Genomic DNA, 24,726 nt, shown 5'->3' on the forward strand with positions numbered 1-24,726 from the left:
GGGTGATGTATATGATAATACATAAATTTATAATACATGTTTTGGATAAAAATAGTGATGTTCCAATATTAAATGATTTTGAAGGTAAAGTTAATCAAGAAGTAGATGGATTTTTTCAAAAAGCAATAAAGAGAATTTCAAAGGATGAAGATTTAAGAAAAGGTATCTTTAAAGATTATAATGACAATTTAATCAAAAATTGTTGTGAACAAATAATATACGATGAAAGTTCATTTTTAAAAAATTCTAAAGAAATAGCATCTTATCTGTTTGAGGTCATGAAGATTAATGCAGCATTAGAATCTTGTGATTTGGCAGTTTGCCTGTATACTGTAAAAGATGAGAAGAGTGTTGCTATATTGAAATTAGATTATAAAAAACTGTATACTCATTCAATTGAGTTTGTAGATGATAAATTTAATATTCAAATGGTATCAAATGAAATTGGAATTCCAGAAACTATAAGACAAAAGCAAGGGGCTTTAATTGGATTAAGTGGAATGAATGATGAGTTTCATCTAAGACTCTTAGACAAAGATGCAGAAAAAGAGGGTTCAGAATCAAAGTTTGTAACAGAATTTTTGAATGCTAAAAAAATAGACGATGATAAGTATAAGACAAAAGTATTTAAAAATACAGCCGAAAATTGGATAACTAATGCTCTTAGCAATGATATAAAGCAAGCAGAAGATGTAAGAAGTATATTAAATTATACATTAAAAGAAAAACATGAAATTGATATAAATGATTTTGTTGATAATTCAATTAAGGATGAAGAATTAAAAGGTAGTTTTAAAGAGCACATGGAAGAAAAAGGTCTTGATGAAGGTTTTAGCATAGATAAAAAATGGGTTGAGAAAAAGCTCAAAAAGAGAAGTATAAAAACTGATAATGGCTTTGATATAAAAGGTAACCTAACTGATTTTGAGGACCCAATGAAATATACTGTAAAGCAAAATCAAGATGGAACTATAGATATAGTAATAAAGAATGTAACATTTTATGAAGAAAAGTAATCTTAATTTGAGTAATTTATATAATTAGATATAAATTAAATTAGAATAAATGTATAGTTAATATAATTATAAATAAATGTAGACTAGTCTGTGTAAACTTCTAATAGAAATATTAAATAGAAGTAGACACAGACTATTTATATTTGTAGAAAAGATGATATTATTTGTTTTCTTCGATATATTTACATATATCACCAATACATTTAAAGTTTTCAGCTTCCTCATCTGGTATTTCTATACCAAATTCATCTTCAAGAGCCATTATAATCTCAACAGCATCTAATGAATCAGCTTCTAAATCTTCCATTAAAGATGCTTCCATAGTTATTTCATCTAAATTATCTAACCCTAATTGTTCTGCTATTATTTCTTTTATTTTTTCAAACATTTTAAGCCTCCTACAGCAGTTTTAATTAATTTTAATGTTAGTTTAATATAATATCAAAAATTTTTCAATATGGAATTAGTAAAAAGTAATAAAATTTTATAAAGGTAGTAATAAAGTCTTGTTTGATGAATAAACTTTATTGATAACAAATATAACTTAGGAGGAAATGCTATGAAATATGTAGGCTTATTACTAACATCTGTAGGAATATTTTTACTTATAGCAGTAAATTTTTATTATAATTCAATAACTTTGGATATGCAACGAATAGAGGACTATGTAATGGAAACAAATTTAATTCTTGAAGATGTAGCAGAGAAGGAAAGCTATGTATCTAATGAAAAGGACGATTATATATCAAGATTAATGCATGTAAAGAAAGGGATAGAAAATTCAAAAACATCCTTCTTGATAGAAAGATATAAAGAATACAAAGTAAAATCAATAGAAAGTTTAATTTACACTATATCAGAAGAAAAAAAGGATTATTTAGATGAAGTTGATAGATACAATAAATTGGGAGAAAAAGAAATAAATAAATTAATTAATAAAAACTTTTTAGAAGTAACTTATCTGTCTATTACTACATATATTTAATTAAAGAGACAAAAGTTAGTCTCTTAATGATTCAAGGAGGATTAGTTATGACAAAATTAGAAGACAATATGGAACGTTTCTTTGGAGGATGCGAAGGATTTTTTGGTAATAAAATGTTGATAATAATAGTTATAGTATTCTTATTATTATGTACAGACATTTTAGAAGACTTATTATGCGATGACAATATATGGATATGGGTTATATTAATAGTATTGTTGTTATTTAACTTCGATGATGGTTGTTGTTGCTAAAAAATATTGATTATTAAATAGGCAGAACCAGTAACTTATACAAGTTATGGTTTTGCCTTTTTTAGTTAAGATAAAAAAATTAAAAAAAAAATAAAAATACATTAGCAAAATGGAAACCAAATGCATAGTATATGTTAGGAGCGAAAAGCTCAACAAAATATCAACAGGAGGTAACGTGAAATGTTAGATAGATTCTTTGGAGAAGATGGATGTTTTGGTGGAGGAGGATGGTGGATAATCGTACTATTCTTCCTATTCTTAGCTTTTGGAGATAGCTGGGCAGAATTTGACATAATGGCATGGATTCCATTCTTAATAGTTTTATTAATACTTTGCTGCTGTAGTGGATGCTTAGATTAAGGGTAGCAGTTATTAAAAAAGGAGGGTTTTATTATGTTAGATAGATTTTTTGGAAACGATGGATGTTTTGGTGGGGGAGGATGGTGGATAATCGTATTATTCTTCCTATTCTTAGCTTTTGAAGATTGTTGGAGAGATATCGATATAATGTCATGGATACCATTCTTAATACTATTATTAATAACTTGTTCATGTGGTGGATTCTTTGATGGTGATGAGGGTTGTGGCTGCTAAAATTAAACCGTTAAAGTGAAAAAATGCTGGTATATTTTATACCAGCATTTTTTTTATTTTATTTTTTAATATAATTTAAATTAAGAATGAATATTATTAAAATTGTTGAATATAGGGTATAATATAAAATATAATGTATTTAAATGTACTTGCTTTTATGGTAAAATAAGAACTTATATAAATATAGTTAAAATAAGAACCTGTATAAATTTGGTTCAGATTTAGATAAATTTAGCAAAATTAGGAGGATGAAAATGAAAAGTAATATAACGATAAAAGATGTTGCTAAACAAGCAGGCGTGTCAATATCTACAGTATCTAGAGTTATAAATGATTCAAAACCTGTGACTGATGAAGTCAAACAAAAAGTTTTAGATGTTATAAAAGAAACTGGATATATACCAAATCCACTTGCAAGAAGCTTAGTAACTAAGAAGAGTCAATTAATAGGGGTAATAGTTCCAGAAGTTTCAGATTCTTTTGTTAATGAGGTATTAAATGGAATAGAAGAAGTTGCTAAAATGTATGATTATGATATCCTTTTAGCTAATACATACTCTGATAAAGAACAAGAATTAAAGAGTATAAATCTATTAAGAGCAAAACAAGTTGAAGGTATAGTTATGATTTCATGGGTAGTTGAACAAGAACATATCAACTATATGCAAAATTGTGGTATACCAGCAACGTATATAAGTAAAACTGCTAGAAATTATGATATATACACAGTAAGCACTAGTAACAAAGAAGCTACTTTTGATATGACAGAACATCTTATAAAGAAAGGTCATGAAAAGATAGCTTTTATAATGACAAGTAAAGATGATACTGTTTTAGAGATGGAAAGACTTTCAGGCTACGAAAAAGCACTTTCAAGTAATAATATAGAGTTGGACAAGAGTTTAATCAAATATGGTGGAACTGATTATGAAAGTGGATACAATAGTATGAAAGAATTATTGGATGAGGGAATAATACCTCATGCAGCTTTTGTTACGGGTGATGAGGCTGCTATAGGAGCTATAAACGCTATCTGTGATGCTGGATATAAGGTTCCAGAAGACATATCAGTTGCAGGATTTAATGATGTTAAGATAGCTAAAATGTATAGGCCTAAACTTACTACAGTTTATCAGCCTTTATATGATATGGGAGCAGTGGCGATAAGAATGGTTATTAAATTAATAAATAAAGAATTAATTGAAAATAAGAAAATAGAATTACCTTATCAAATTATTGATAGAGAAAGTGTTATAGAGAGAAAGAAATAAAGTTATTAAAGTTAATCAGGTAGTGTTTAAAACACTACCTGATTTTTAATTTAAATAATATGCAATTTAAAATATTTTAATTAAAAATAATAGTTTTAAGTCTTAAAAGTAGTTTATCTTTGTTTATTCGTGAGGATTGGATTTTTTAGTCTTCTTAAATATACTCTTAGATTTTTTCTGTTGATTATTTGGTGTATTTTTTGGTGCAGGTGTATTTGATTTACCTTTAGTAGGTTGTTTAGTCTTTTTAGTTTTGGTAGTTTTAGCAGGTTTAGTATCTCTTTGAGTCTCTGCATCTGATATTTTATCCATTATAGTATCTAATTTTTTACGTTGATTGTCATCTAAAAATGCTTTGAATTTTGATACTACTTCTTCTCTTCCATCTAGGTTTTTACCTATTTTTATAAGTTCCTCCATAAGTTCACTTTCTGATTTTCCTTTGTAATTATCAGCAATCTTTTCTATCTTATCCTTGTCAATATTTTTTTGCTTAGCCATCTTTTCTAATGAATCTGTATCTATTTTTTTCATAAAAAAACCCCTTTCTATAAATATATATTGAATTATATTCATACTATTTATATATAGAAATAATATTGAAGTGGTGAATTGTGAGTGATATATAATATAAATAAAAATTCTTATAGATAATATATATGCACTGAGCTTTAAAAATGGAACATTAAAATATGAAAAACATACTTTAATATAGGGCAATTATATAATATAAGGGGGGATTGTCTTGAATAATTTACTATTTTTGATTGGAGTGATTGCATTGAGTAATGGTAATATCTCTATATTTGATGATAAAGATAAATCAAAGAAAAATAATAGAGTTAGAAAAAACAAAAAAAATTCAAATGAGAAATTATCAAAAGCTATACATGACACTTTAAGGTTTGATGCAAATGATATAAAAAGAGGTCTAAGACTTATGGATTTGAGTGAAGAAGACCTAGAAATGGGAATGGAAATAATAACAAGAACTAAAAAATACATGTCAAGAGATGAAAGGAAAATACTAGTAAAAATAGAAAGTGTTTTGGACCTAGTTAGAGGCATAAAGAAACTCAACAATATAGATATGGTAGATGTTGAAGAGGAAACAGATTTTTTTAGAAAAATGGATAGTGAAGACAAAAAAAATATGATGATAAAAGAAATTATAGATGTATTTCCAGAAAAGAGAAAAAATTCTGTTGAAAAGGCTATAGGAATGAAAAAAAAGATAGATTTATTTGCAGAATTGTTTTTACCTGATGATTTTGGAGAAGGTGGATTTAGTTTAAGTTCTTTGGCAAATATAAATAATCTAGGTAGTATGAATAATCTTAAATTGCTAGGAAATCTTTTAAGAGGTGATGATAGCAATAATGATGATGAGGATGAATATGAAGATAATGAAGATAATAATGAAGAATTTGAAGATGAAGAGTCAACATATGAAGATAATGAATTAGATTATGAAGATGAGATAGATGATAATGAAGAAGAATTAATGGAAGATGAAGAAACAGACTATGAAGATGAAGATAATGATGAAAATATAGTGTATGATGAAGAATTGTATGATGTTAATGAACACAAGCATGAACATAATCATAATGAAAAAAATACTAGAAGTAAAGCTAAGAGAAAGTGATAATTAACTAAATACATAAAGAGAAAAGGAAGAAAAAGTAATATTAGAATAAGATTATCTCAATTACTATATAAAACCACTTTAAAAAATTCGAAATTTATTATATAATAATAATATGAAATCCTGAAACATACGATAAGGCTTTTTTAAATTCAACCTACAAATGAAATACGGGAGACCGTGTCTAGTAAATTATAACATGCCTGTTTAGTTTGGACGTTAAAGGTTACTGGCAAGTCACCCACCTGGGAGTGCCTAGGGTGTGAATTTACTTAGCCACCGGTGTTTCGGGACAAAAAAAGTGCTACTATTTTAAATAGTAGTACTTTTTTTTATTAAAATGCATTTTTCTACCAAATATACTTAATTATATATAAACTTAAAAAGCATAAGTAACAAATGATATTATAAGTGCATAGTATTAATTAGGCTATAAAAAAGCCGAAGACTTAATAAGAATCGCTTACAGGGAGGGCAATGAAAAATGCAAGATTACAAAAAAAATAAAAAAAGAATGCTAAATCAGCCAATGTCTACAATGAATGAAGAAGAAGTGTATACAGATGAGATAAACTCAGATGATATGAGAGGATTCAAAAAATCACATCATCATAATGGATGTAACAATGATAATAATTGTGATTGTCATGATGATTGTAAACCTAATCCATGCAAACCTAATCCATGCAATCCATGCAAACCTAATCCATGTGATGACAATTGTGGATGCCATGATAATTGCAAATGTGATTGTGAACCATGCCAAATGGATTCAGATGAATGTTTTGAAAACAAATGTGGACCAAATTGCTGTAATCCTATATCTCCAAGAAACTTTTCTATAGCAAATGCAGTTCCATTTGCAATAGAAGCTAATAGAATTTTTGATACTATGCAATTCCAAACATTTACAGATGCAACTGGACCAAATGGAGAACCATTAACTTTTGAAACAGAAGTAGTAGAAGTATTTGGTTCAGTTCCAAGTGCAGGTAGAGCAAGTGTAACTATAGACAAAATATGCTTAAGTAATGATGGAATAGTTATTGACACAGGAATGACAACTTTAGAAGATTTTGAATTGGAACCATTAGGAGATATAATAGGAAGAAACTGTGAAACAACTTTTGAATATGCAGTATGTGGAGAAAGAAACGCTGAATGTTGTAGACAAGGAAAAGGCAAATCAGTAGCTTATAAACAAAGAGGATTAACTGTAGCAGTTCGTAATCTAGTATTAGAACTAAGAGGTAGATGTGGATGTACAGAATTCGTTGCATTAGCTTTCCCAGCAGTCAGAGCAGGAGGTGGATGTAAGAGAAGAGTTGATTTTGTAGAATTTACTTTTAACACACTTTCAGCACCAATATGCTTGCCAGCTGATGGAAGAGCTGTCACTTTAAGACAAGAATTCCAAACTAATTTAACAGTTGATTGTATAGGAAAATCTATATTAAAATTAGAATGTAGAGAAGGTTGTGATCCTTTCTTTGAATTAATCATACCAAATGATATAGATTTAGTACTTTGCTTACAAGAAACAGTTAGCACATTAATAAGTGAACAAATAGTAGTTTTAGCATCACCAAACCCAATCCAACCAAGACTTGTTGATACTTTCTCTAAAGTATGTGATTTTTCGCAATGTGGACCTAATCAAGGAAATGAAAATTCAGGTTGCCACAGATAGATAGGTAGATATATAGACAGTTTAAATTATAAATAAAAATCATTTAAGGAAGGCTACCAATAGTAGACGATTTACATTGGTAGCCTTCACGTTATTTATAACTAATGTATAGATTTTATAGATTTAAAAAGTACTATAGTATGTAATAAACAAGTAAATATTGATACTATTGTCATTGTGTATATGTATGCATAAATATTAAGTCCTGGAATAGGAAGAAATACATATAGAGCTACTAGCTGAATTAACATACCAGTGATAGTATTTATACTTGAAGCTAATTCTTTTCTTATTGAATGTAAAATACCAGATAGCGTTTGATTTAGTGACATAAATAGTGGTACTAAAAACATAGCTTTTAAATATTCTCCAGCAAGTTTATTTTTAAATACTAATATACATAAATCTTTTCCAAAGAAATAAAAAAACACTGATGATAGTATACCTACAAATAAAGTTAGGAGTATAGAATACTTTATTTTTTTTAGGACACTTTTACGTTTTCTTAAAGCAATTTCTTGTGATATAGTAGGTATCAAATTTACAATAAGTGCTGAGCCAACAGTAAATGGTAAAAATATAAATGGCATTACCATTCCACTGACGACACCGTACATACTTAATGACTGTTGATAAGTCATTCCTGATAATGCTAATCTTGATGGTATCATCATAGAACTAATAGATTGTAAAAGTATGTTTGACATTCTATTGCAAGTTATGGGTATAGACATTTTTAATGTTTCCATAGAAGAATTATAAAAATCCTTTATACTTATAATATATTTATTGTCAAATGAAGAATCTCGACATAGACATATGAGCATAAATATGATATTACTCAATTCACCAATAGATATACCTAAAAGAGCAATATAACAGTTCATAGACTTATCATTTACATACATAACGAGTAAAAAAACAAATAGAATTTTACCCATCTGTTCAATAATTTGTCCAATAGCAGGGACTTTTACGTTCTTTATGCCATAGTAATACCCCCTAAGTACATTTGAAAGTGTTATTATAACTATAGCAGGACAAACTGCGAGTATAAATAAATTCAATTTAGGGTCTTTTAGAAACTTAAGTGATAAAAAAGAACTATTGAAAGATGCAATTATAGATATAATTAATGCTACAAAAAATGATATGTATAAAGTTGATATAAATAAAGCATTAGTATTGTGTTTATCGTTTAAAGCTTTTCTTTTTGCAACTAGGCAACTAAGTGCAGTAGGTATTCCAGTTGTTGTAACAGCTAAGCAAATCATTAAAAAGTTAAAAATCATATGATAAATACCTAAACCTGTTTCGCCCAAAGCTCTTGATAAGAATATTTTATATAAAAATCCAAATATTCTTACGACAAAGTTAGACATAAATAAAATAACTGTTGATAGTACTAAATAAGGTACTTTCAAAAAAATCACCTCCTTATCTTTTAAATATATTCATAAGGAGGTGTAAAAATTTATAATTTTATAAATTCTGGTTTCATTTTATTAAATTTAGATACATACTTAAATCCCATCTTTTTTAGCAATGAATATATGTAATCAAACTCGTATGCAATTTGACTTACATGATGTGAATCTGAGCCTGTAGTTATGATTTCTCCTCCTAAATCTTTATACATCTGAAGTATATATCTAGATGGAGTTAAATCTGGCAGATTGTATCTATAGCAAGATGTGTTTATTTCAATACCTTTACCATCATAGATGGCTTGTTTAAGAGTTTCTTCAATTATATCTGAAAATAGTCTGTCATCTAAGATAGTATCATAAGGTGCATATCTTTTAATTAAATCTAAATGCCCTAAAACAGAGTAATCCTTATAGTTTTTAACAATATTATACAAATAAAGGTAGTAATTCTCATAGACCTCATGTTGAGTCTTACCTTCAAAATAGCTACCAAGGTATAAATCCATTGTATCTATAGCATGAATAGAACATATTATAAAATCTAATGGATATTGATGAGCTTCTTTTCTATATGTATCTATTAATTGAGTTTGAACTCCAAATTCAATCCCTTTTTTTATTGATATTTTATCTTTATATCTATTTTTAAGAGTTTCTAGACTTTTAAAATAATCTTCGTAGACAATTGAAAAAGAATCATCAGCATAAACATCATAATCGACATGGTCTGTGAAGCAAATTTCATTTATACCAAGGTCTATAGATTTTTTTATCATTTCTTCCATTGTAGATTTTCCATCAGTAGAGAAACTTGAGTGCATGTGATAGTCGTAAAACATAAATATTTCCCCTTTTTATAAAAATTTTGGTATTATATATACATACTAAATAATATCAAATATATACCAAAGCATCAACAAAATATAAAAACAATAAGCGGTGATAAATGTGGAAAAATACAAAATAGATTTAAGTGAAAGGAAGTCAACTAAATATATACAAATATTTAATCATATAAAGCAGTTAATAATAAACAAAGAACTAGTTGAGCATGAAAAACTTCCACCAATAAGAAAGTTATCAGATTATTTACATGTAAATAATACTACTATAGTCAAAGTATATGAGCTTTTGGAAAATGAAGGATATGTATATAAAATTATAGGAAGTGGAACTTTTGTATCAAATTCAAATTCTTATAAAAATGGTATAGATAAAGGGAAAAACAAGAATATTAGACAAAGAGATGATTTAATTCATTTCGATAATGGAAATCCATCTAATGATATGTTTCCTATAGATTCATTTAAAAATGCTGTAAATATGGCACTATCTAAAGATGGAAGTTCAATATTTGATTATGATGAAGGTCTAGGCTCTGAGGAATTAAGAGAAAAGATGGTAGAGTATTTAAGTGATGAAAATATAAATACTACTAAAGAAAATATTCAAATAATCTCAGGAGCACAGCAAGGTATAGATATAGTTTGTAAAGGTCTTATAAGTTATTCTGATGTTGTTTTTATGGAAGAGCCATCTTATAATGGGGCAATTGAAGTATTTAAAGGTAGAGGTGCAAAAATAATATCTATACCTATGTTAGATGATGGAATTGATATAGGTATTTTAAAATTAAAATTGGAAAAAATAAAACCAAGGCTTATATATATTATGCCTAATTTTCAAAACCCAACAGGTATATCTTATTCAACATATAAAAAAAAGAAGCTAATAGAATTGGCAGAAGAACATGATTTTTATATAATTGAAGATGATTTTATAAGTGATTTTATATTTGACTCAAAAGACAATAGAACAGTCAGAAGTTATGATGATAAAAATAGAGTAGTATATATAAAGAGTTTTTCAAAAATACTTATGCCAGGTTTAAGAATAGGGATTGTAGAAATGCCAAACGAATTATTAAAAAAAGTTTTATGGGCTAAATATTCATCAGACATATCAACCCCAGGTCTTATTCAAAAATCAATGTACTACTACATGGAGAATTTTAATTGGAAGAATTATTTGAGTCATATAGAGAAAATATATACTGATAAATACAAGTTAGCAAAAAGCTTGATTAATGATAAATTGAGTGGTAAATTAAAAGTTAGAAAATCTTGTGGAGGGATAAACTTTTTTTTAGAATTGCCAAGAGGATATACATCTCAAAGTTTTACAAGTTTTATGTTAAATAAAGGAGTATCTATGCTTCCAGGGACTTATTTTTTTGATAATCTAGTGGATGATAGATTTTTTAGAATAAATATAGCTCGTCCAAGTATGGAAGAATTAGAAAAGGGAATATCTATAATAAGCGATAATATAGATGAGTTTTTCTGTGAATATAAAAATAAATTAGATATAAAAAGTAATAAATTATTTTATTAATAAATAGAAGTTTTTTAGGAGGAAAAAATGTTTGACAAGAAGAAATTAGATAGGATTAATGAATTAGCAAAGAAAAATAAAGAGGGAGCTCTTTCTGATGATGAAATCAAAGAAAGAGAGACTTTAAGAAAGGAATATTTAGAAAATTTTAGAGCTCATTTTAAATCAAGACTTGACAGTGTTAAAGTAGTCTCACCAGAGGAATATGAACAATATATGAAAAATAATAAAAATTAAAACTTAATAGGAGGAAAACATGGACTTAAAGCATGAATTTAAGAATGCATGGGAAATTGAAAAAAAAGAAAATGCTATTGAACAGGTTATGGAATATGCTCGCAATTATATGGATTTTTTAAGTAAATCAAAAACTGAAAGACTTTCAGTAAAAGAAATTATAAAATTGGCTAAAGAAAATGGTTATATTTCAATAGATGAAGCTATGGAAAAGGGAAGTGTAAGTCATGGGGACAAGATTTATGCTATAAATAAAGAAAAAGCAGTAGCACTTTTTGTGATAGGTAAAAATTATATAGAAAAAGGTATGAAGATTATAGGTAGTCATATAGATTCGCCAAGATTAGATTTAAAACCAAACCCATTGTATCAAGAAGCTAATCTAGGTTTTTTTAAGACTCACTACTATGGAGGAATTAAAAAATATCAATGGACAGCTATTCCTCTTGCTTTACATGGAGTAGTTATATTAAATGATGGTACAAAAGTGGATGTATCTATTGGTGAAGAAGACAGTGACCCAGTATTTTGTGTAACTGACCTATTGGTTCATTTAGCTGGAGACCAAATGCAAAAGAAATTGTCAGAAGGAATCAGTGGTGAAGCCTTAAATGTATTGATTGGAAATATGCCTTTGGATGGCGAAGAAAAAGAACCTATAACAGCAAATATATTAAAAATTTTAAATGAAAAATATAGTATAGTTGAAGAAGATTTATTAAGTGCTGAGATTGAAGTAGTTCCAGCTGGGAAGGCAAGAGATTTGGGATTTGATAGGTCAATGGTATTAGGATATGGCCATGATGATAGAGTATGTTCATATGCTGCTGTAAAAGCTATATTAGAGACTAGACAACCAGAATTTACTTCAGTTACATTATGTGTGGACAAAGAAGAAGTTGGCTCCCAAGGAAATACAGGTATGCATTCAAAGTTTTTTGAAAATACTGTAGCTGAGTTAATAGCTTTAGAAGGCGATTACTGTGATATTAAAGTAAGAAGAGCTTTAGCAAATAGTAAAGTATTATCAGCTGATGTTGCAGCTGGATATGACCCAAATTTTGGTGAGGCATATGAAAAAAGAAATTCTGCATATATGGGAAATGGAATAGTTTTAAATAAGTATACTGGTTCGAGAGGTAAGAGTGGATGTAATGATGCCAATGCTGAGTTTATATCAGAAGTAAAAAGAATTTTTAATGAGGGTAATGTAGTATGGCAAACTGCTGAACTTGGGAAAGTGGACCAAGGTGGAGGAGGCACAATAGCCTACATCCTAGCAAATCAAGGCGCAGAGGTTATAGACTGTGGTGTTGGTGTTTTAAATATGCATGCGCCACATGAGATTGTTTCTAAAGTAGATATATATGAAATGTACAAAGGATATAAGGCGTTTTTTAATATAAACTTATAAATTTAATATACAATAATATAAGTAATAAGTAATAAGTAATAAGTAATAAGTAATAAGTAAATAGAGTAGTATTATACTATGCTCATTAATTAAATGAACATAGTATAATACTACTCTATTTATTTTATTAATTTAGTAGTTTATAATTTAAATTTGAGTTCCATGTATTAAAATTATTATATTATGATTTCAAAGTACTCACATAGTCTGTTTAGAAATTTATCTTCTAATGGAGAAAAAGTTTTCTTTTTAGAATAAATAAAGAAAAATTTTCTTGTAAAATCAATATCTTTTATTTTGTAGCATTTTATTTTGCCTGCATTTAGATAATCAATAGCTGAAATATATGATATAAAAGATACACCAAGGCCTAATCTAACCATTTCTTTAATGGCTTCATTTGATTCTACATGAGCTATTACATTTAATTTGTTTACCGGAAAGTTATTTTTGCTGAGTGTGTTTAGTATTAAGTTTCTAGTACCAGAGCCTTCTTTTCTCATAATAAAATTGAAAGAAGCCAATTCTTCTATATCAATGTAATTGTTCTTGTTATCAATTTTAAAATCTGAAGGAGTAATAAGTACAAGTTCATCATCTAATAAGTCTAGATATTCGATTTGAGGATTGTTAATTTTAGAACCAACTAATCCAAAGCTTATCCGTTCATTTAAAATTTCTGATATAGCGTATTGAGAATCATAATGGCTTATGGAAAATTTTACATCTGGATAACTCATAGAAAAATTCTTCATAAAATCAGGGAGAATATAAGTTTCAGGTATAGAACTACATGCTATATCTATAATACCTTCTATTTTACCTGAATATTCTTTTATATCATAAATTGCACGTTTGCAGTTGTTTAATATATATATAGCGTGCTCGTAAAGAATTTCACCAGATTTTGTGAGTGTAATAACTTTGTTGCTTCTGTTTATAAGTACAGTCTCTAACTCTCTTTCTAAATTTTGTATATGTGCACTTACAGTAGGTTGAGTTAAAAAAAGTTCTCTTGCAGCCTTTGAAAAACTTTGATGTTTTGCAACAGCAACAAATACTTCGAGTTGTTTAAAATCCATTATTTAATCCTCCTTAAATTATCTAAAACTATTATAACATATTTGATAAATTAATGGTTGAAGGGGATTTTTGAAATAGAAAACCTTAAAATGTTTATGGAGTTTTTGATTGTTTAGGAATAATTTGGTATAATGTTATAAGGATATTTACCACAAGTATCTTGTAAATTGAATTTTCAAAATTCAACCTTAAAACGTGTTTTGTTACAAAAAAATTACAAATAGCTTATTAATCTTATTAAATTTAAATAAATATTATATAATTATTTTATAAAATAATGAACGTAATTATTGAAAAAAGAGATAATCACACAATGAGATATAGATAAATATTATAGAATTTAAGAAAGGAGGATTGATTTATGAAGTTAAAAAGGTCATTAGTTTGTGTAACTATTTTAGGGATTGTACTTGTTGGATGTCATAAGGAAACTACTAAAGAGAAAAATCAAGTAGCAAGTAAAGCAACACAGCAAAAAACTATGACAAAAGTTCAAAATGATGTTAATGAAATGATAGATAAAGATTATAAATATGTTATAAAGAATATGGGAATACCTTATAACACAATTTATTATATAAAAAATAAGAATTTAAAAGAATCAAATGCAATGCAAGATATAAATACATCAAGTTATATGACATTAGTTTACCCTAAATATACTGGAAACAATGAATTAGATGGAAGTGCTTTATACATTAATATTAATAAAAATAAAGTTGTTAATGTTGAAACAAATTCTTTTTCATCACAAAGTATAATAACTGTAGATGAAAATTATGATATTATGATTGAAAAAAATGATAATGAAAAGTCAGCTGTATCTTTAGAAGAATATAAAAACATTGATTTAGGAGAGTATATTGGAGTTGAAGAATCTAGGATAAATGAAATCGTGGGTAATGCCAATTATGATTTAACAGCATATAACTATGAAGGAAATAGGGTAGTGAAGAGTTATAGATTAAAGAAAGATAATAAAGTATTAGAAAAAGAAATACTTACAATAAGTATAGTAGACAATAAAATAAAGTCTATAAAAACTATTGAGAGCGATAAATTTGTAAAAATAATAAAAGGAGCTTTATTAGAATAATGAATTTTAAAGCATATAAGCCTGTTTCAAGGTAGAAGTAAATTTCTAACTTGAAACAGTTTTTTTATAAAATGTATAAAATTGAAGTTAATACAATTAATGATAATTTTATAAGATTTATTAAATTTAAACTGCACTTATAGATAACAATTAGTTATAATTAAATATAAGCTAAAATGATTTATTGTAATTTATAATTATACTACATTAAGAATGTTTTTAAATAAAAAATATATTGGGGTGTATTTAAAATGATAGGATTAGCAGATGCCATAAAAATTATTGAAGAAAATGTTATACCAATAAGTAGGATTAAGAGAGTTAATCTTATAGAAGCAGTAAATAAAGTAGTTGCAGAAGATATATATTCAACAATTGATAGTCCTCCATTTGACAGGTCACCATATGATGGTTATGCATATGATGCAAATTCTGAAAATAAAAGTTTAAAGGTCATAGGAATATTATATGCAGGAGAAGTGTTTGATGGTATATTAAATAAAAATGAAGCAGTGAAGATAATGACTGGTGGAAAAATTCCAAATGGAGCAAACTGTGTGGTAAAAAAAGAAGATGTGACAATTAGAGAAGACATGATAACTTTAAATGTAAAACTAAAGGAATATGACAATTATATATTTAAAGGTGAGGATATAAAAAAAGGTCAATTAATTATTAGTAAAAATCAACATATAGGGTATGATGGTATAGGAGTATTAGCGAGTCTTGGAATATCTAAATTAGATGTATATGATGATTTAAAAGTAGGCGTTTTAAATACAGGAACAGAATTACAAGATATAAATGAAACTTTAGAGGATGGTAAAATATATGATAGTAATAGATATACATTATATTCAAAGCTTCTAAAGCTTGGAATACAAGCAGATACAATATGTACTTGTTCTGATGATATACAAGAGTTAGAAAAAAAAGTAAAGGATATGCTAGAAAATGTAGATTTTTTAATTACTACAGGTGGTGTATCTGTTGGAGATAAAGATTTAATACCAGATGTATTTAGAAACATAGGAGCAAAAGAATTGTTTTGGAAGATAAATATTAAACCTGGAGGTGCTTGCTATGTAGCTACATTGGGAGAAAAAATATTGTTTGGGCTTTCTGGTAATCCACATGCAGCAATTGTGGTATTTGATAATGTAGTTGTTCCTGTGATTGAGTATTTAACATATAAAGAAAGCAGCCATTATATAAAAGCTATATTTAAAGGAGAATTTAACAAATTCTCAAATAACGATAGGTTTGTAAGTGGAAAATTATATACAGATGAAGGTAAATTATATGTTAAGTTAAATGATAAAAAAGATGCCAAGGCTAGATTATCTGCAACATTAAGAAGTAATTGCATGATTAAGATAAAAAAGAGAGAAATAATAAAAGAAAACCAATTAGTAGATGTTGTTGTTATATAGTTTTATGAAGGGGATATGGTTTTATGTATAATGTATTATCAATTGTTTCCTATTCAGGAGTGGGTAAAACTACATTAATTGAAGGTATAGTAAAAGAATTAAGTAAAGAAGGTTATAATGTTGGAGTTATCAAACACACATGCCATGATTTTGAGATGGATGAGGAAGGTAAAGATACTTATAAACATAGAAAATCAGGTGCGAGAAAAGTTTGTATAATATCAAATAAGAGGTTAGCATATATTGAAGAATTAAAAGATAAAAATCCACTATATAAAATGATTAGGTTTTATGAAGACATGGATTTGATTATTATAGAGGGGTATAAAAATTACAGATTTAAAAGATTAGAGGTAACTAGAAAAGATAAGTATAAGGATATTTTATCAAATAAATCTGATTTGATAGGTATTATAAGTGATATAGAATATGATTTAAATGTTAAGCAGTTTGGTTTGAATGACTACAAAACTATATCAAAGTACATAGAATCTTGTATAAAAAATAATACTTTAAAATTAAATGATAGTGAAATAAAAAACATATTAAAAGAATAATTTTAAGATATTATTTTGATATAAAATGGTATAATTATTTATATATAAATAAAGATATGAGAAATTTATTTAATTATAAAAATCGTAGGAGGATAATATGAAAAAAATATTAGTAGCATGTGGAGCAGGAATTGCAACATCAACAGTAGTTTGTGACAAAGTAGAAAGATTGGTTAAAGAAAATAACATACAAGCAGAAGTTATACAATGTAAAATTGCTGAATGTGCAACAAAACAAGAAGGTGCTGATTTAATAGTATCTACTACTATATTACCAACAACTTATGATATACCTGCAATAAAAGCAACAGCATACATAACAGGTATAAATACTGCTGCATTAGATAAGAAAATATTGGATGCTTTAAAATAAGTTTTTAAGTTTACAGTTATAAAAAATATTTAGTACTAAATATAGAGTTGTATCTTCGTAAAATTTTATTTACATAGATATGGCTCTTTTTAGGTGTATTTTAAATATGTAATTATATAAAATAAATATTCAATTTTATAAAAGATTTAAAATTAGTGTTATGTTATACTAATTTAAGGGTATTTTTTAGACGTATTGATAAAGGAGGATTTAAAACTTATGATAAAACAATTTGTCAAATATTATAAACCATATAAGAAAATCTTTACATTAGACCTTATAGCAGCATTCTTATTTTCTTTATGTGATTTAGTTTATCCTATGATAACTAGAAATATAATGGATGACATTGTTCCAAATAAAAATTTAAGAATGCTAGTAGTTTTTGCAGTTGTACTTATACTTATATTTATAGCAAAAGCAGGACTTAATTATTTTATGCAATATTGGGGACATGTCATTGGTGTAGATATGCAAGCTGATATGAGAAATGAGGTATTTACACACTTACAGAGGCTTCCAAATACTTATTTTGATAATAATAAATCTGGTGTAACTATGTCTAGAATAGTAAATGACTTAATGGATATAACAGAACTTGCACATCATGGTCCTGAAGATTTATTCATTTCTATAGTAATGTTAGTTGGTTCATTCTTTATACTTATAGATATAAATATTCCTCTTACTCTTATAATATTTGCTATATTGCCATTTATAATTTGGTTTGCGATAACAAAAAAAGATAAGATGAATATAGCTTTTATGAAAAGTAGAGTTACTATAGGTGATGTAAATGCAACTTTAGAAAATAGCATAGCTGGAATGAAAGTAACTAAGTCTTTTTGTACTGAAAAGGAAGAATTAAACAAGTTTGTAAGAAGCAATAAATTATTTAGGAGAGCACGACAAGATTCTTATAAAGTAATGGCAGAATACTATTCTGGTATGAACTTATATATGGATATTTTGGAATGGGTAGTTGTCATAGCTGGTGGATACTTTACTTATCTTGGAAAAATTACTTTAGGTGATTTTGCTGCATATATATTATATGTAAAAATGTTTATACAACCTATGAAGAAATTGATAAACTTTACAGAACAATATCAAAATGGTATGACAGGTTTTAAAAGATTCATAGAGATAATGGAACAAGACCATCAAAAAGAAGCTAAAAACCCTGTTGAGCTTGAACATGTAAAAGGTAATATCGAGATAGAAAATATATCTTTTACATATGAAGATGATACTCAAGTATTAGATAATCTGAGTCTGTCTATAGAAGCTGGTAAAACTATAGCTCTAGTTGGACCTTCTGGTGGAGGAAAGACTACATTATGCAATTTATTGCCAAGATTTTATGAATTTGATAAAGGTGATATAAAAATTGATGGAAAGAGTATAAGGGATGTAAGCTTAAAATCATTGAGAAAAAATATAGGTATAGTACAACAGGATGTATTTTTATTTACAGGGACTATAAGAGATAATATTCTTTGTGGAAATCCTAGTGCTACAGATGAAGAGATGATTGATGCTGCAAAAAAAGCTAGAATACACGATTTTGTAAAAACTCTGCCAGATGGATATGACACTTATATAGGAGAAAGAGGAGTAAAATTATCTGGTGGGCAAAAACAAAGAATTTCAATTTCGAGAATCTTTTTAAAGAATCCTCCAATAATAATATTGGATGAAGCTACTTCCGCTTTAGATAATGTAACAGAAAGAGAAATTCAAGAGTCTTTAGAAGAATTAAGCAAAGATAGAACAAATTTAGTTGTTGCACATAGATTGACTACTATAAAAAATGCTGATGAAATCATAGTACTGACAGATAAAGGAATTGAAGAAAGAGGTACTCATGAAGAGTTAGTAAACAAAAATGGCGTATATAGTAGATTACACAATAACTAACATATAAATTAAATTTATAAACATAGAATATATTAAGATTCATAAAGCAAATTCATTTTATATTAATGAGATGTTTTATGAAAAATGTATTCTATGTTTTATTTTTTGCAAATTATGCTCAATTATCTTTATAAGAGTACTGTAAAATAGCCAATGTATAGGATAACGTTTTTACAAAAAGAATAATTTAGAAAACTAACTTTAATTAATAGAATTTATAGAATTTTATGAAAAAAATCGAATTTTGACTTGAAATGTTTTTCAAAAGTAGTAAAATAATGGATAACTATACATACATTGTATACAAATATATTTATTTATGAGGGGGGATTTTGTATGGAAGCAATAACAGCTTTTTGTCTAGTTTTAGTATCACTGACGATAGGAGATGTAGTTTCAGCAAAAACTAAAGCTTTTGTTCCATCAGTTTTTGTATCAGCAATTATATTTATAGTAGGATTTTGGACTTTTTTCCCAGAAAATATCGTGGACCTAGCAGCTCTAGGAACACCATTGGCACAGTTAGGTATGCTTTTATTAATAACTCATATGGGAACTATGATGAGTATTAAAGAGCTAGCAGGTCAATGGAAGACAATAGTAATAGCACTAGCAGGGATAGTAGGAGTATGTGTAGGAGCTTTAGCATTAGGAACTCTAGTGTTTGGATGGGATACGGCAGTAATAGCTACACCTCCTCTTACTGGAGGATTAGTTGCATCTATAATGATGGCAGATGCTGCTACAGCAAAAGGTCTTGCAAGCTTAGCAGTTCTAGCAATTTTAATGTATGTGGCACAAGGGTTTGCAGGTTATCCTATCACAGCATTAATGCTTAAAAAAGAAGGAAAAAGACTTTTATCAGATTTTAGAAGTGGAAAAGTGACTGTAACTAAAGTTGAAGAAGAAACTAAAAAAGTACCTGAGCAAAAGAGTAAGTTTAAGATAATTCCAGATTTACCTGAAAAGTATGATACTACATATATGATAATACTTAGATTAGGACTTGTAGCATGGTTAGCAGTGCAATTTACAAATCTTACACATGAAGTTGTATCAAGATATGTTATCTGTTTAATATTTGGTGTAATAGCATCAGAACTTGGAATAGTTGACAGAAAACCACTTAATAAATCAGGTTCATTTGGGTGGTTAATGACATCATTGATGGCTTTCATATTTGCAGGATTAGCAAAAGCTACACCAGCAATGCTTGCTGAAATGGCTGTTCCTCTTGTAGGAATTATAATTTTTGGTGTAATAGGTATGGGGATATTCTCTATTATAGTAGGTAAGCTTTTAGGTGAAAGTAAGGAAATGGCATTTTCAGTTTCACTTACAGCACTTTATGGTTTCCCACCAAATTATATATTAACTGAAGAAGCAGTAAAGGCCTTGGCTGAAACTCCAGAAGAAAAAGAATTTTTGATGGATAAAATGCTTCCAAAGATGCTTGTTGGTGGATTTACTACAGTAACAATAGCTTCTGTAGTAATAGCAGGTATTTTTGTAAATCTTATATAAATTTTAACTAATAAATAAGGCATTTAAATAATAAGAAGAATATGTTACACTTGGAGGTCTGGAATGAATATTAAAGAAATAACAAATGGATATAAAGATTATGTAATCAAACTTAGAAGAGAATTTCATGAAAATCCTGAAAAAAGTATGGAAGAATTTAGAACATCAAAGAGAATTAAAGAAGAACTTGATAAGATAGGAGTACCATATGTATCAGCTGGAGGCACAGGTGTAATTGCAACTATAAAAGGAGCTAATCCAGGAAAAACTGTAGCACTTAGAGGAGATATGGATGCACTTCAAGTTGTTGAATGTACAGGTGTAGAATACAAATCAAAAAATGAGGGGCTTATGCATGCTTGTGCACATGATGGTCACACATCAATGCTTTTAGGAGCAGCTAAGGTTTTGAATGATATTAAAGATGATATTAAGGGAACTGTGAAATTATTTTTTCAACCAGGAGAAGAAGTAGGTAAAGGTGCAAGAGCTATGATTAAAGATGGTGCTATGGAAGGTGTAGATGGTGTATTTGGAATTCATCTTTGGAGTGATGTGGAGTGTGGGACTGTATCAGTTGAAGAAGGTCCAAGAATGGCTTCTGCTGATTTCTTCAAAATTACTGTAAAAGGTAAGGGTGGCCATGGTTCACTTCCTCATCAAGGTGTTGATGCAGTACTTGCAAGTTCTGCATTAGTTATGAACCTACAATCCATGGTTAGTAGAGAAGTAAGTCCTTTAGAGCCACTAGTTGTAAGTGTTGGAGTTTTAAATTCTGGAACAAGATTTAATGTAATAGCAAGTGAAGCTGTTCTAGAAGGCACAATAAGATTATTTAATCCAGAACTTAGAAAACAAATTCCTACAATTTTAGAACGTATATCAAAATCTACAGCAGAAGCATATAGAGCAGAAGCTGAGTTAGAGTATGGATATTTAACACCAGCTGTTATAAATGACAAGGAATGTTCAAAGATAGCTACAGATGCAGTAATTAAGCTATTTGGAAAAGAAAGTATAGCACTATTTGAAAAAGTAACAGGAGCAGAGGATTTTGCTGAGTTTATGAATATTGCACCTGGTGCATTGGCATTTGTAGGCGCTAGAAATGAAGCCAAAGGAGCTTGTTATCCTCATCATCATGGGTGTTTTAATATAGATGAAGATGCCTTAGAGATTGGAACTGCTTTATATGTTCAATATGCAGTAGACTTTTTAAATAAATAATTTTAATATACTATAAAGAAAAAGCAGAGACTAAGTTTATACTCTGCTTTTTTATTGTCTATAATTACTATAAATGTTGACTATAAAAAAAAGATATGATATTATAAAAGAAAATGATAATCAATATCAATTAAAAAAGAAGGTGATTTAATTGAGTAATATAATGTTTGCGTTTTTAATAACTTTGTTTGCTGGTTTGTCTACTGGAATAGGAAGTTGTATAGCGTTTTTTGCTAAAAAGACCAATACTAAATTTCTTTCTGTAAGTTTAGGATTTTCTGCTGGTGTTATGATTTATGTATCTATGATAGAAATATTTCCTAAGGCACAAGATGCTTTAACGAAGTCTATGGGAGAAAAATTAGGAAGCTGGTCAACTGTAATAGCTTTTTTTGCAGGAATGGCTATCATTGCAATTATTGATAAGTTAATTCCTCAAGAAGAAAATCCTCATGAGATAAAGAAAATGGAAAATGTGGATGAAAAAAATATACAAAAAAATAAATCTCTCTTAAGAACTGGGATATTTACAGCAATGGCTATAGCAATTCATAATTTTCCAGAAGGATTAGCTACATTTATATCAGCACTTGATGATGCTACAATAGCAATACCAATAGCTATAGCAATTGCTATACACAATATACCAGAAGGAATCTCTGTATCTGTACCAGTGTATTATGCTACAGGAGATAAAAAGAAAGCTTTCTATTATTCTTTTTTATCTGGAATGTCAGAACCTTTAGGGGCAATTATTGGATATGTACTTCTTAGAAATTTTCTAAATGATACTACACTTGGAATTGTGTTTGCCATTGTTGGAGGTATTATGGTATTTATATCCCTTGATGAACTACTACCATCAGCTAGAGAATATGGTGAACATCATTTATCAATTTATGGATTAATTGCAGGAATGATTGTCATGGCTATTAGTTTATTGCTATTTAAATAGATTTTTAGATATCTAATTGTAACCTAAAATTAATATCAAAATGATATAATTATTAAAATAGATTATTATATGTCAAAAATATCATTTTGGAGGTGAATCTTATGGAAAAGAAAATGAAGTTTAAATTTGATTGGTATAGTTCACCTGATAGGATAGAAGAATGGTTAGAAGATATGGAAGAACAAGGATATAACCTATATAAGATAAGTAAACTTGGAGGAATCTTTTATTTTTATAAAGGAACTCCAAGAAAAATAAAATACGCTATTGATTATTATTATGATGCTGAGGAAGATTATTTTAATAAATATAAGTCTAGAGGGTGGAACCTTATATTTAGAAGTATTGGTAGTTTTATAGGTACATCTTCATGGTATGTATGGACTAAAACATATGAAGATGTACCTCCTAAATTATATAGTGGTTTAGATAACAAAGATAAAGTAAAATCAATTTTATTCATGAATTTATTTTTATTTACTATTTTAGTAGTTATTTTTATATATTTATTGTTCACTGAAATAAGAAATTTATTTAATGGTTATGGAGTAGATATTTGTACTATCGCATTACAAATTATGTTATTAACTTTGTATTTGGTACAATTATATAGAAGAATAATGTATTACTTAAGGATTAAAAAATTAAATAAATAAAGGGAGAAGTGTCTCGAAATAATTTTGAAAAATTATTTTGAGACACTTTTTTTATCAATAACTGTTATTCTTTATATATATTCATATCAGTTATAATCTTTTAGATTTTATTTGAATCTTGAGTATTGATAAGAATAATTTAAAAATGTTATTCTAAGGTATCAGATATTTAAAATCATATTTAAATATCTCAATAAAAAAATTCTAATAGTGTGTAATAAGAAAGTGCATTAGGAGGAACTTATGATTAGGATAGCAATTTGTGAAGATGAAAAAGAAACACAATGTTTAATAGAAGAATATCTTGATAATCTATTAAAAACTATGAATATAGAATATGAAGTACAAAAATATAGTTCTGGAGAAGATTTACTTAAAGGAAGCTTAAAAGATATAGATATACTGCTTCTTGATATACTAATGGAGCAAATGAATGGAATGGATACTGCAAGAAAGATTAGAGAAGTGGATAATAAAATGGAGATAATATTTATAACCTCTTTAATAGATTATGTGCAAGAAGGGTATGAAGTAAGAGCTTATAGATATTTGCTAAAACCCATAGAATTAGAGGAATTAAAAAAACATATATTAACTTGTATTAAAGATATTGAAACAAATAAAAGTAATTACGTTGTAATAAAGAACAAGTCTAATACATACAAGATTTATTTAAATGAAATAAAATATATAGAGATTCAAAAAAAAGATATGTTAATACACACAATAAATAAGGGTTTTGGAGTGAAGTATAGTCTAGGAAAAATAGAAAAAGATTTAAAACTAGATAAATTTGTAAGATGTCATAAAAGCTTTATAGTTAATCTAAGTTATGTAGAAAACATAAAGCCAAATATTGCTATTTTAGAAAGTGGCGAAGAAGTACCCATTAGTAGATATAGGTATAAAGAGGTTAAGGAGAAATTTTTAAAATTTCTTGGTGATACAATATGTTAAATTTTATGTCTG

At 27.6% G+C, this 24,726-nt stretch carries 26 protein-coding genes and 1 other RNA gene; 22 read left to right on the top strand and 5 right to left on the bottom strand.

The annotated features are described in order from the left end of the window. Window positions 1-11 precede the first annotated feature (11 nt). Window positions 12-1,016, top strand: a complete 1,005-nt coding sequence (locus KGF41_RS09655; RefSeq protein ID WP_227827023.1) for a nucleoid-associated protein — start codon at window positions 12-14, stop codon at window positions 1,014-1,016. A gap of 160 nt (window positions 1,017-1,176) precedes the next feature. Here the strand turns inward: KGF41_RS09655 and acpP are convergent, their stop codons facing one another. Beyond that, entirely contained in the window at window positions 1,177-1,404 is a 228-nt protein-coding gene (acpP, locus tag KGF41_RS09660; RefSeq protein ID WP_227434025.1) for an acyl carrier protein, read from the bottom strand. Between the two features lie 171 nt (window positions 1,405-1,575). Here acpP and KGF41_RS09665 point away from each other — a divergent pair, with 171 nt between their 5' ends. The 5 genes from KGF41_RS09665 (at window position 1,576) to ccpA (ending at window position 4,120) form a co-directional block, all read left to right on the top strand. Beyond that, window positions 1,576-2,001 (top strand): hypothetical protein, encoded by a 426-nt coding sequence (locus KGF41_RS09665; RefSeq protein WP_227434026.1) that lies wholly within the window; start codon window positions 1,576-1,578, stop codon window positions 1,999-2,001. A gap of 47 nt (window positions 2,002-2,048) precedes the next feature. Further along, the gene (locus KGF41_RS09670; protein ID WP_009888870.1) at window positions 2,049-2,255 is read left to right on the top strand and encodes a hypothetical protein; all 207 of its coding nucleotides are present in this window, start codon (window positions 2,049-2,051) and stop codon (window positions 2,253-2,255) included. Window positions 2,256-2,435: 180 nt separating this feature from the next. Beyond that, complete coding sequence (locus KGF41_RS09675) at window positions 2,436-2,615, top strand: hypothetical protein (protein ID WP_227827025.1); 180 nt, start codon at window positions 2,436-2,438, stop codon at window positions 2,613-2,615. Window positions 2,616-2,648: 33 nt separating this feature from the next. Then, window positions 2,649-2,849, top strand: coding sequence for a hypothetical protein (locus tag KGF41_RS09680; RefSeq protein WP_227827026.1), 201 nt, complete (start codon window positions 2,649-2,651; stop codon window positions 2,847-2,849). A gap of 248 nt (window positions 2,850-3,097) precedes the next feature. After that, the gene (gene ccpA, locus KGF41_RS09685; protein ID WP_413840709.1) at window positions 3,098-4,120 is read left to right on the top strand and encodes a LacI family transcriptional regulator CcpA; all 1,023 of its coding nucleotides are present in this window, start codon (window positions 3,098-3,100) and stop codon (window positions 4,118-4,120) included. Window positions 4,121-4,243: 123 nt separating this feature from the next. Here the strand turns inward: ccpA and KGF41_RS09690 are convergent, their stop codons facing one another. After that, window positions 4,244-4,654, bottom strand: coding sequence for a hypothetical protein (locus tag KGF41_RS09690; protein WP_227827028.1), 411 nt, complete (start codon window positions 4,652-4,654; stop codon window positions 4,244-4,246). 211 nt (window positions 4,655-4,865) lie between these two features. Between KGF41_RS09690 and KGF41_RS09695 the strand changes: the two genes are divergently transcribed. From KGF41_RS09695 to KGF41_RS09705, 3 genes are all read left to right on the top strand, one after another. After that, window positions 4,866-5,768, top strand: a complete 903-nt coding sequence (locus tag KGF41_RS09695) for a hypothetical protein (RefSeq protein WP_227827029.1) — start codon at window positions 4,866-4,868, stop codon at window positions 5,766-5,768. 117 nt (window positions 5,769-5,885) lie between these two features. Continuing rightward, window positions 5,886-6,066, top strand: a non-coding RNA gene (gene ssrS / locus KGF41_RS09700) — 6S RNA. A 186-nt stretch (window positions 6,067-6,252) separates the two neighbouring features. Beyond that, on the top strand, window positions 6,253-7,458 hold the full coding sequence (locus KGF41_RS09705; protein WP_227827030.1) for a hypothetical protein: 1,206 nt from the start codon (window positions 6,253-6,255) through the stop codon (window positions 7,456-7,458). A gap of 101 nt (window positions 7,459-7,559) precedes the next feature. On the opposite strand, the gene KGF41_RS09710 is transcribed toward KGF41_RS09705, so the two are convergent. Both KGF41_RS09710 and KGF41_RS09715 read right to left on the bottom strand, forming a co-directional pair. After that, window positions 7,560-8,882 (bottom strand): polysaccharide biosynthesis protein, encoded by a 1,323-nt coding sequence (locus KGF41_RS09710; protein ID WP_227827031.1) that lies wholly within the window; start codon window positions 8,880-8,882, stop codon window positions 7,560-7,562. 50 nt (window positions 8,883-8,932) lie between these two features. Then, window positions 8,933-9,727, bottom strand: coding sequence for a histidinol-phosphatase HisJ family protein (locus tag KGF41_RS09715; protein ID WP_227827032.1), 795 nt, complete (start codon window positions 9,725-9,727; stop codon window positions 8,933-8,935). A 109-nt stretch (window positions 9,728-9,836) separates the two neighbouring features. Between KGF41_RS09715 and KGF41_RS09720 the strand changes: the two genes are divergently transcribed. Genes KGF41_RS09720 through KGF41_RS09730 form a run of 3 tightly spaced genes read left to right on the top strand, consistent with a single transcriptional unit; the run spans window position 9,837 to window position 12,933 of the window. Next, window positions 9,837-11,282, top strand: a complete 1,446-nt coding sequence (locus KGF41_RS09720) for a PLP-dependent aminotransferase family protein (RefSeq protein ID WP_227827033.1) — start codon at window positions 9,837-9,839, stop codon at window positions 11,280-11,282. Window positions 11,283-11,309: 27 nt separating this feature from the next. Further along, a complete protein-coding gene (locus KGF41_RS09725; RefSeq protein ID WP_227827034.1) occupies window positions 11,310-11,519 on the top strand; it encodes a DUF896 domain-containing protein in 210 nt (69 codons plus the stop codon). A gap of 19 nt (window positions 11,520-11,538) precedes the next feature. Further along, on the top strand, window positions 11,539-12,933 hold the full coding sequence (locus KGF41_RS09730; RefSeq protein ID WP_227827035.1) for an aminopeptidase: 1,395 nt from the start codon (window positions 11,539-11,541) through the stop codon (window positions 12,931-12,933). A 176-nt stretch (window positions 12,934-13,109) separates the two neighbouring features. Here KGF41_RS09730 and KGF41_RS09735 read toward each other — a convergent pair whose 3' ends face one another. Then, the gene (locus KGF41_RS09735; RefSeq protein ID WP_227827036.1) at window positions 13,110-14,015 is read right to left on the bottom strand and encodes a selenium metabolism-associated LysR family transcriptional regulator; all 906 of its coding nucleotides are present in this window, start codon (window positions 14,013-14,015) and stop codon (window positions 13,110-13,112) included. A 362-nt stretch (window positions 14,016-14,377) separates the two neighbouring features. On the opposite strand from KGF41_RS09735, the gene KGF41_RS09740 reads away from it, so the two are divergent. The 10 genes from KGF41_RS09740 (at window position 14,378) to KGF41_RS09785 (ending at window position 24,714) form a co-directional block, all read left to right on the top strand. After that, window positions 14,378-15,112, top strand: a complete 735-nt coding sequence (locus tag KGF41_RS09740; RefSeq protein ID WP_227827037.1) for a hypothetical protein — start codon at window positions 14,378-14,380, stop codon at window positions 15,110-15,112. A gap of 251 nt (window positions 15,113-15,363) precedes the next feature. Then, window positions 15,364-16,545: a molybdopterin molybdotransferase MoeA gene (locus KGF41_RS09745; protein WP_227827038.1), complete on the top strand. Its 1,182-nt coding sequence runs from the start codon at window positions 15,364-15,366 to the stop codon at window positions 16,543-16,545. 23 nt (window positions 16,546-16,568) lie between these two features. Beyond that, complete coding sequence (gene mobB, locus KGF41_RS09750) at window positions 16,569-17,102, top strand: molybdopterin-guanine dinucleotide biosynthesis protein B (protein WP_227827039.1); 534 nt, start codon at window positions 16,569-16,571, stop codon at window positions 17,100-17,102. A gap of 97 nt (window positions 17,103-17,199) precedes the next feature. Continuing rightward, window positions 17,200-17,475 (top strand): PTS sugar transporter subunit IIB, encoded by a 276-nt coding sequence (locus tag KGF41_RS09755; RefSeq protein ID WP_227434042.1) that lies wholly within the window; start codon window positions 17,200-17,202, stop codon window positions 17,473-17,475. Window positions 17,476-17,694: 219 nt separating this feature from the next. After that, complete coding sequence (locus KGF41_RS09760) at window positions 17,695-19,395, top strand: ABC transporter ATP-binding protein (RefSeq protein WP_227841996.1); 1,701 nt, start codon at window positions 17,695-17,697, stop codon at window positions 19,393-19,395. Between the two features lie 336 nt (window positions 19,396-19,731). Further along, window positions 19,732-20,919, top strand: a complete 1,188-nt coding sequence (locus tag KGF41_RS09765; RefSeq protein WP_227827041.1) for a hypothetical protein — start codon at window positions 19,732-19,734, stop codon at window positions 20,917-20,919. 63 nt (window positions 20,920-20,982) lie between these two features. Next, window positions 20,983-22,146 (top strand): M20 family metallopeptidase, encoded by a 1,164-nt coding sequence (locus KGF41_RS09770; RefSeq protein ID WP_227827042.1) that lies wholly within the window; start codon window positions 20,983-20,985, stop codon window positions 22,144-22,146. A 163-nt stretch (window positions 22,147-22,309) separates the two neighbouring features. Continuing rightward, a complete protein-coding gene (zupT, locus tag KGF41_RS09775; protein WP_413840768.1) occupies window positions 22,310-23,101 on the top strand; it encodes a zinc transporter ZupT in 792 nt (263 codons plus the stop codon). Window positions 23,102-23,202: 101 nt separating this feature from the next. Then, entirely contained in the window at window positions 23,203-23,757 is a 555-nt protein-coding gene (locus KGF41_RS09780) for a DUF2812 domain-containing protein (protein ID WP_227850132.1), read from the top strand. Window positions 23,758-24,000: 243 nt separating this feature from the next. Beyond that, on the top strand, window positions 24,001-24,714 hold the full coding sequence (locus KGF41_RS09785) for a LytR/AlgR family response regulator transcription factor (protein ID WP_227841994.1): 714 nt from the start codon (window positions 24,001-24,003) through the stop codon (window positions 24,712-24,714). Window positions 24,715-24,726: the final 12 nt, after the last annotated feature.

Origin of the sequence: Clostridioides sp. ZZV14-6150, from assembly GCF_020657875.1 — a bacterium.
Taxonomy (GTDB): Bacteria; Bacillota; Clostridia; order Peptostreptococcales; family Peptostreptococcaceae; genus Clostridioides.

Excerpts from the sequence above, each read along its gene's own strand:
- KGF41_RS09770 (WP_227827042.1), top strand. The coding sequence starts at position 20,983 with ATGAATATTAAAGAAATAACAAATGGATATAAAGATTATGTAATCAAA.
- KGF41_RS09715 (WP_227827032.1), bottom strand. The coding sequence starts at position 9,727 with ATGTTTTACGACTATCACATGCACTCAAGTTTCTCTACTGATGGAAAA.
- acpP (WP_227434025.1), bottom strand. The coding sequence starts at position 1,404 with ATGTTTGAAAAAATAAAAGAAATAATAGCAGAACAATTAGGGTTAGAT.
- KGF41_RS09665 (WP_227434026.1), top strand. The coding sequence starts at position 1,576 with ATGAAATATGTAGGCTTATTACTAACATCTGTAGGAATATTTTTACTT.
- KGF41_RS09785 (WP_227841994.1), top strand. The coding sequence starts at position 24,001 with ATGATTAGGATAGCAATTTGTGAAGATGAAAAAGAAACACAATGTTTA.
- KGF41_RS09735 (WP_227827036.1), bottom strand. The coding sequence starts at position 14,015 with ATGGATTTTAAACAACTCGAAGTATTTGTTGCTGTTGCAAAACATCAA.
- KGF41_RS09760 (WP_227841996.1), top strand. The coding sequence starts at position 17,695 with ATGATAAAACAATTTGTCAAATATTATAAACCATATAAGAAAATCTTT.
- KGF41_RS09705 (WP_227827030.1), top strand. The coding sequence starts at position 6,253 with ATGCAAGATTACAAAAAAAATAAAAAAAGAATGCTAAATCAGCCAATG.
- KGF41_RS09740 (WP_227827037.1), top strand. The coding sequence starts at position 14,378 with ATGAAGTTAAAAAGGTCATTAGTTTGTGTAACTATTTTAGGGATTGTA.
- zupT (WP_413840768.1), top strand. The coding sequence starts at position 22,310 with ATGTTTGCGTTTTTAATAACTTTGTTTGCTGGTTTGTCTACTGGAATA.
- KGF41_RS09655 (WP_227827023.1), top strand. The coding sequence starts at position 12 with ATGATAATACATAAATTTATAATACATGTTTTGGATAAAAATAGTGAT.
- KGF41_RS09675 (WP_227827025.1), top strand. The coding sequence starts at position 2,436 with ATGTTAGATAGATTCTTTGGAGAAGATGGATGTTTTGGTGGAGGAGGA.
- KGF41_RS09690 (WP_227827028.1), bottom strand. The coding sequence starts at position 4,654 with ATGAAAAAAATAGATACAGATTCATTAGAAAAGATGGCTAAGCAAAAA.
- KGF41_RS09680 (WP_227827026.1), top strand. The coding sequence starts at position 2,649 with ATGTTAGATAGATTTTTTGGAAACGATGGATGTTTTGGTGGGGGAGGA.
- KGF41_RS09670 (WP_009888870.1), top strand. The coding sequence starts at position 2,049 with ATGACAAAATTAGAAGACAATATGGAACGTTTCTTTGGAGGATGCGAA.
- ccpA (WP_413840709.1), top strand. The coding sequence starts at position 3,098 with ATGAAAATGAAAAGTAATATAACGATAAAAGATGTTGCTAAACAAGCA.
- KGF41_RS09780 (WP_227850132.1), top strand. The coding sequence starts at position 23,203 with ATGGAAAAGAAAATGAAGTTTAAATTTGATTGGTATAGTTCACCTGAT.
- KGF41_RS09730 (WP_227827035.1), top strand. The coding sequence starts at position 11,539 with ATGGACTTAAAGCATGAATTTAAGAATGCATGGGAAATTGAAAAAAAA.
- KGF41_RS09745 (WP_227827038.1), top strand. The coding sequence starts at position 15,364 with ATGATAGGATTAGCAGATGCCATAAAAATTATTGAAGAAAATGTTATA.
- KGF41_RS09755 (WP_227434042.1), top strand. The coding sequence starts at position 17,200 with ATGAAAAAAATATTAGTAGCATGTGGAGCAGGAATTGCAACATCAACA.
- KGF41_RS09765 (WP_227827041.1), top strand. The coding sequence starts at position 19,732 with ATGGAAGCAATAACAGCTTTTTGTCTAGTTTTAGTATCACTGACGATA.
- mobB (WP_227827039.1), top strand. The coding sequence starts at position 16,569 with ATGTATAATGTATTATCAATTGTTTCCTATTCAGGAGTGGGTAAAACT.
- KGF41_RS09725 (WP_227827034.1), top strand. The coding sequence starts at position 11,310 with ATGTTTGACAAGAAGAAATTAGATAGGATTAATGAATTAGCAAAGAAA.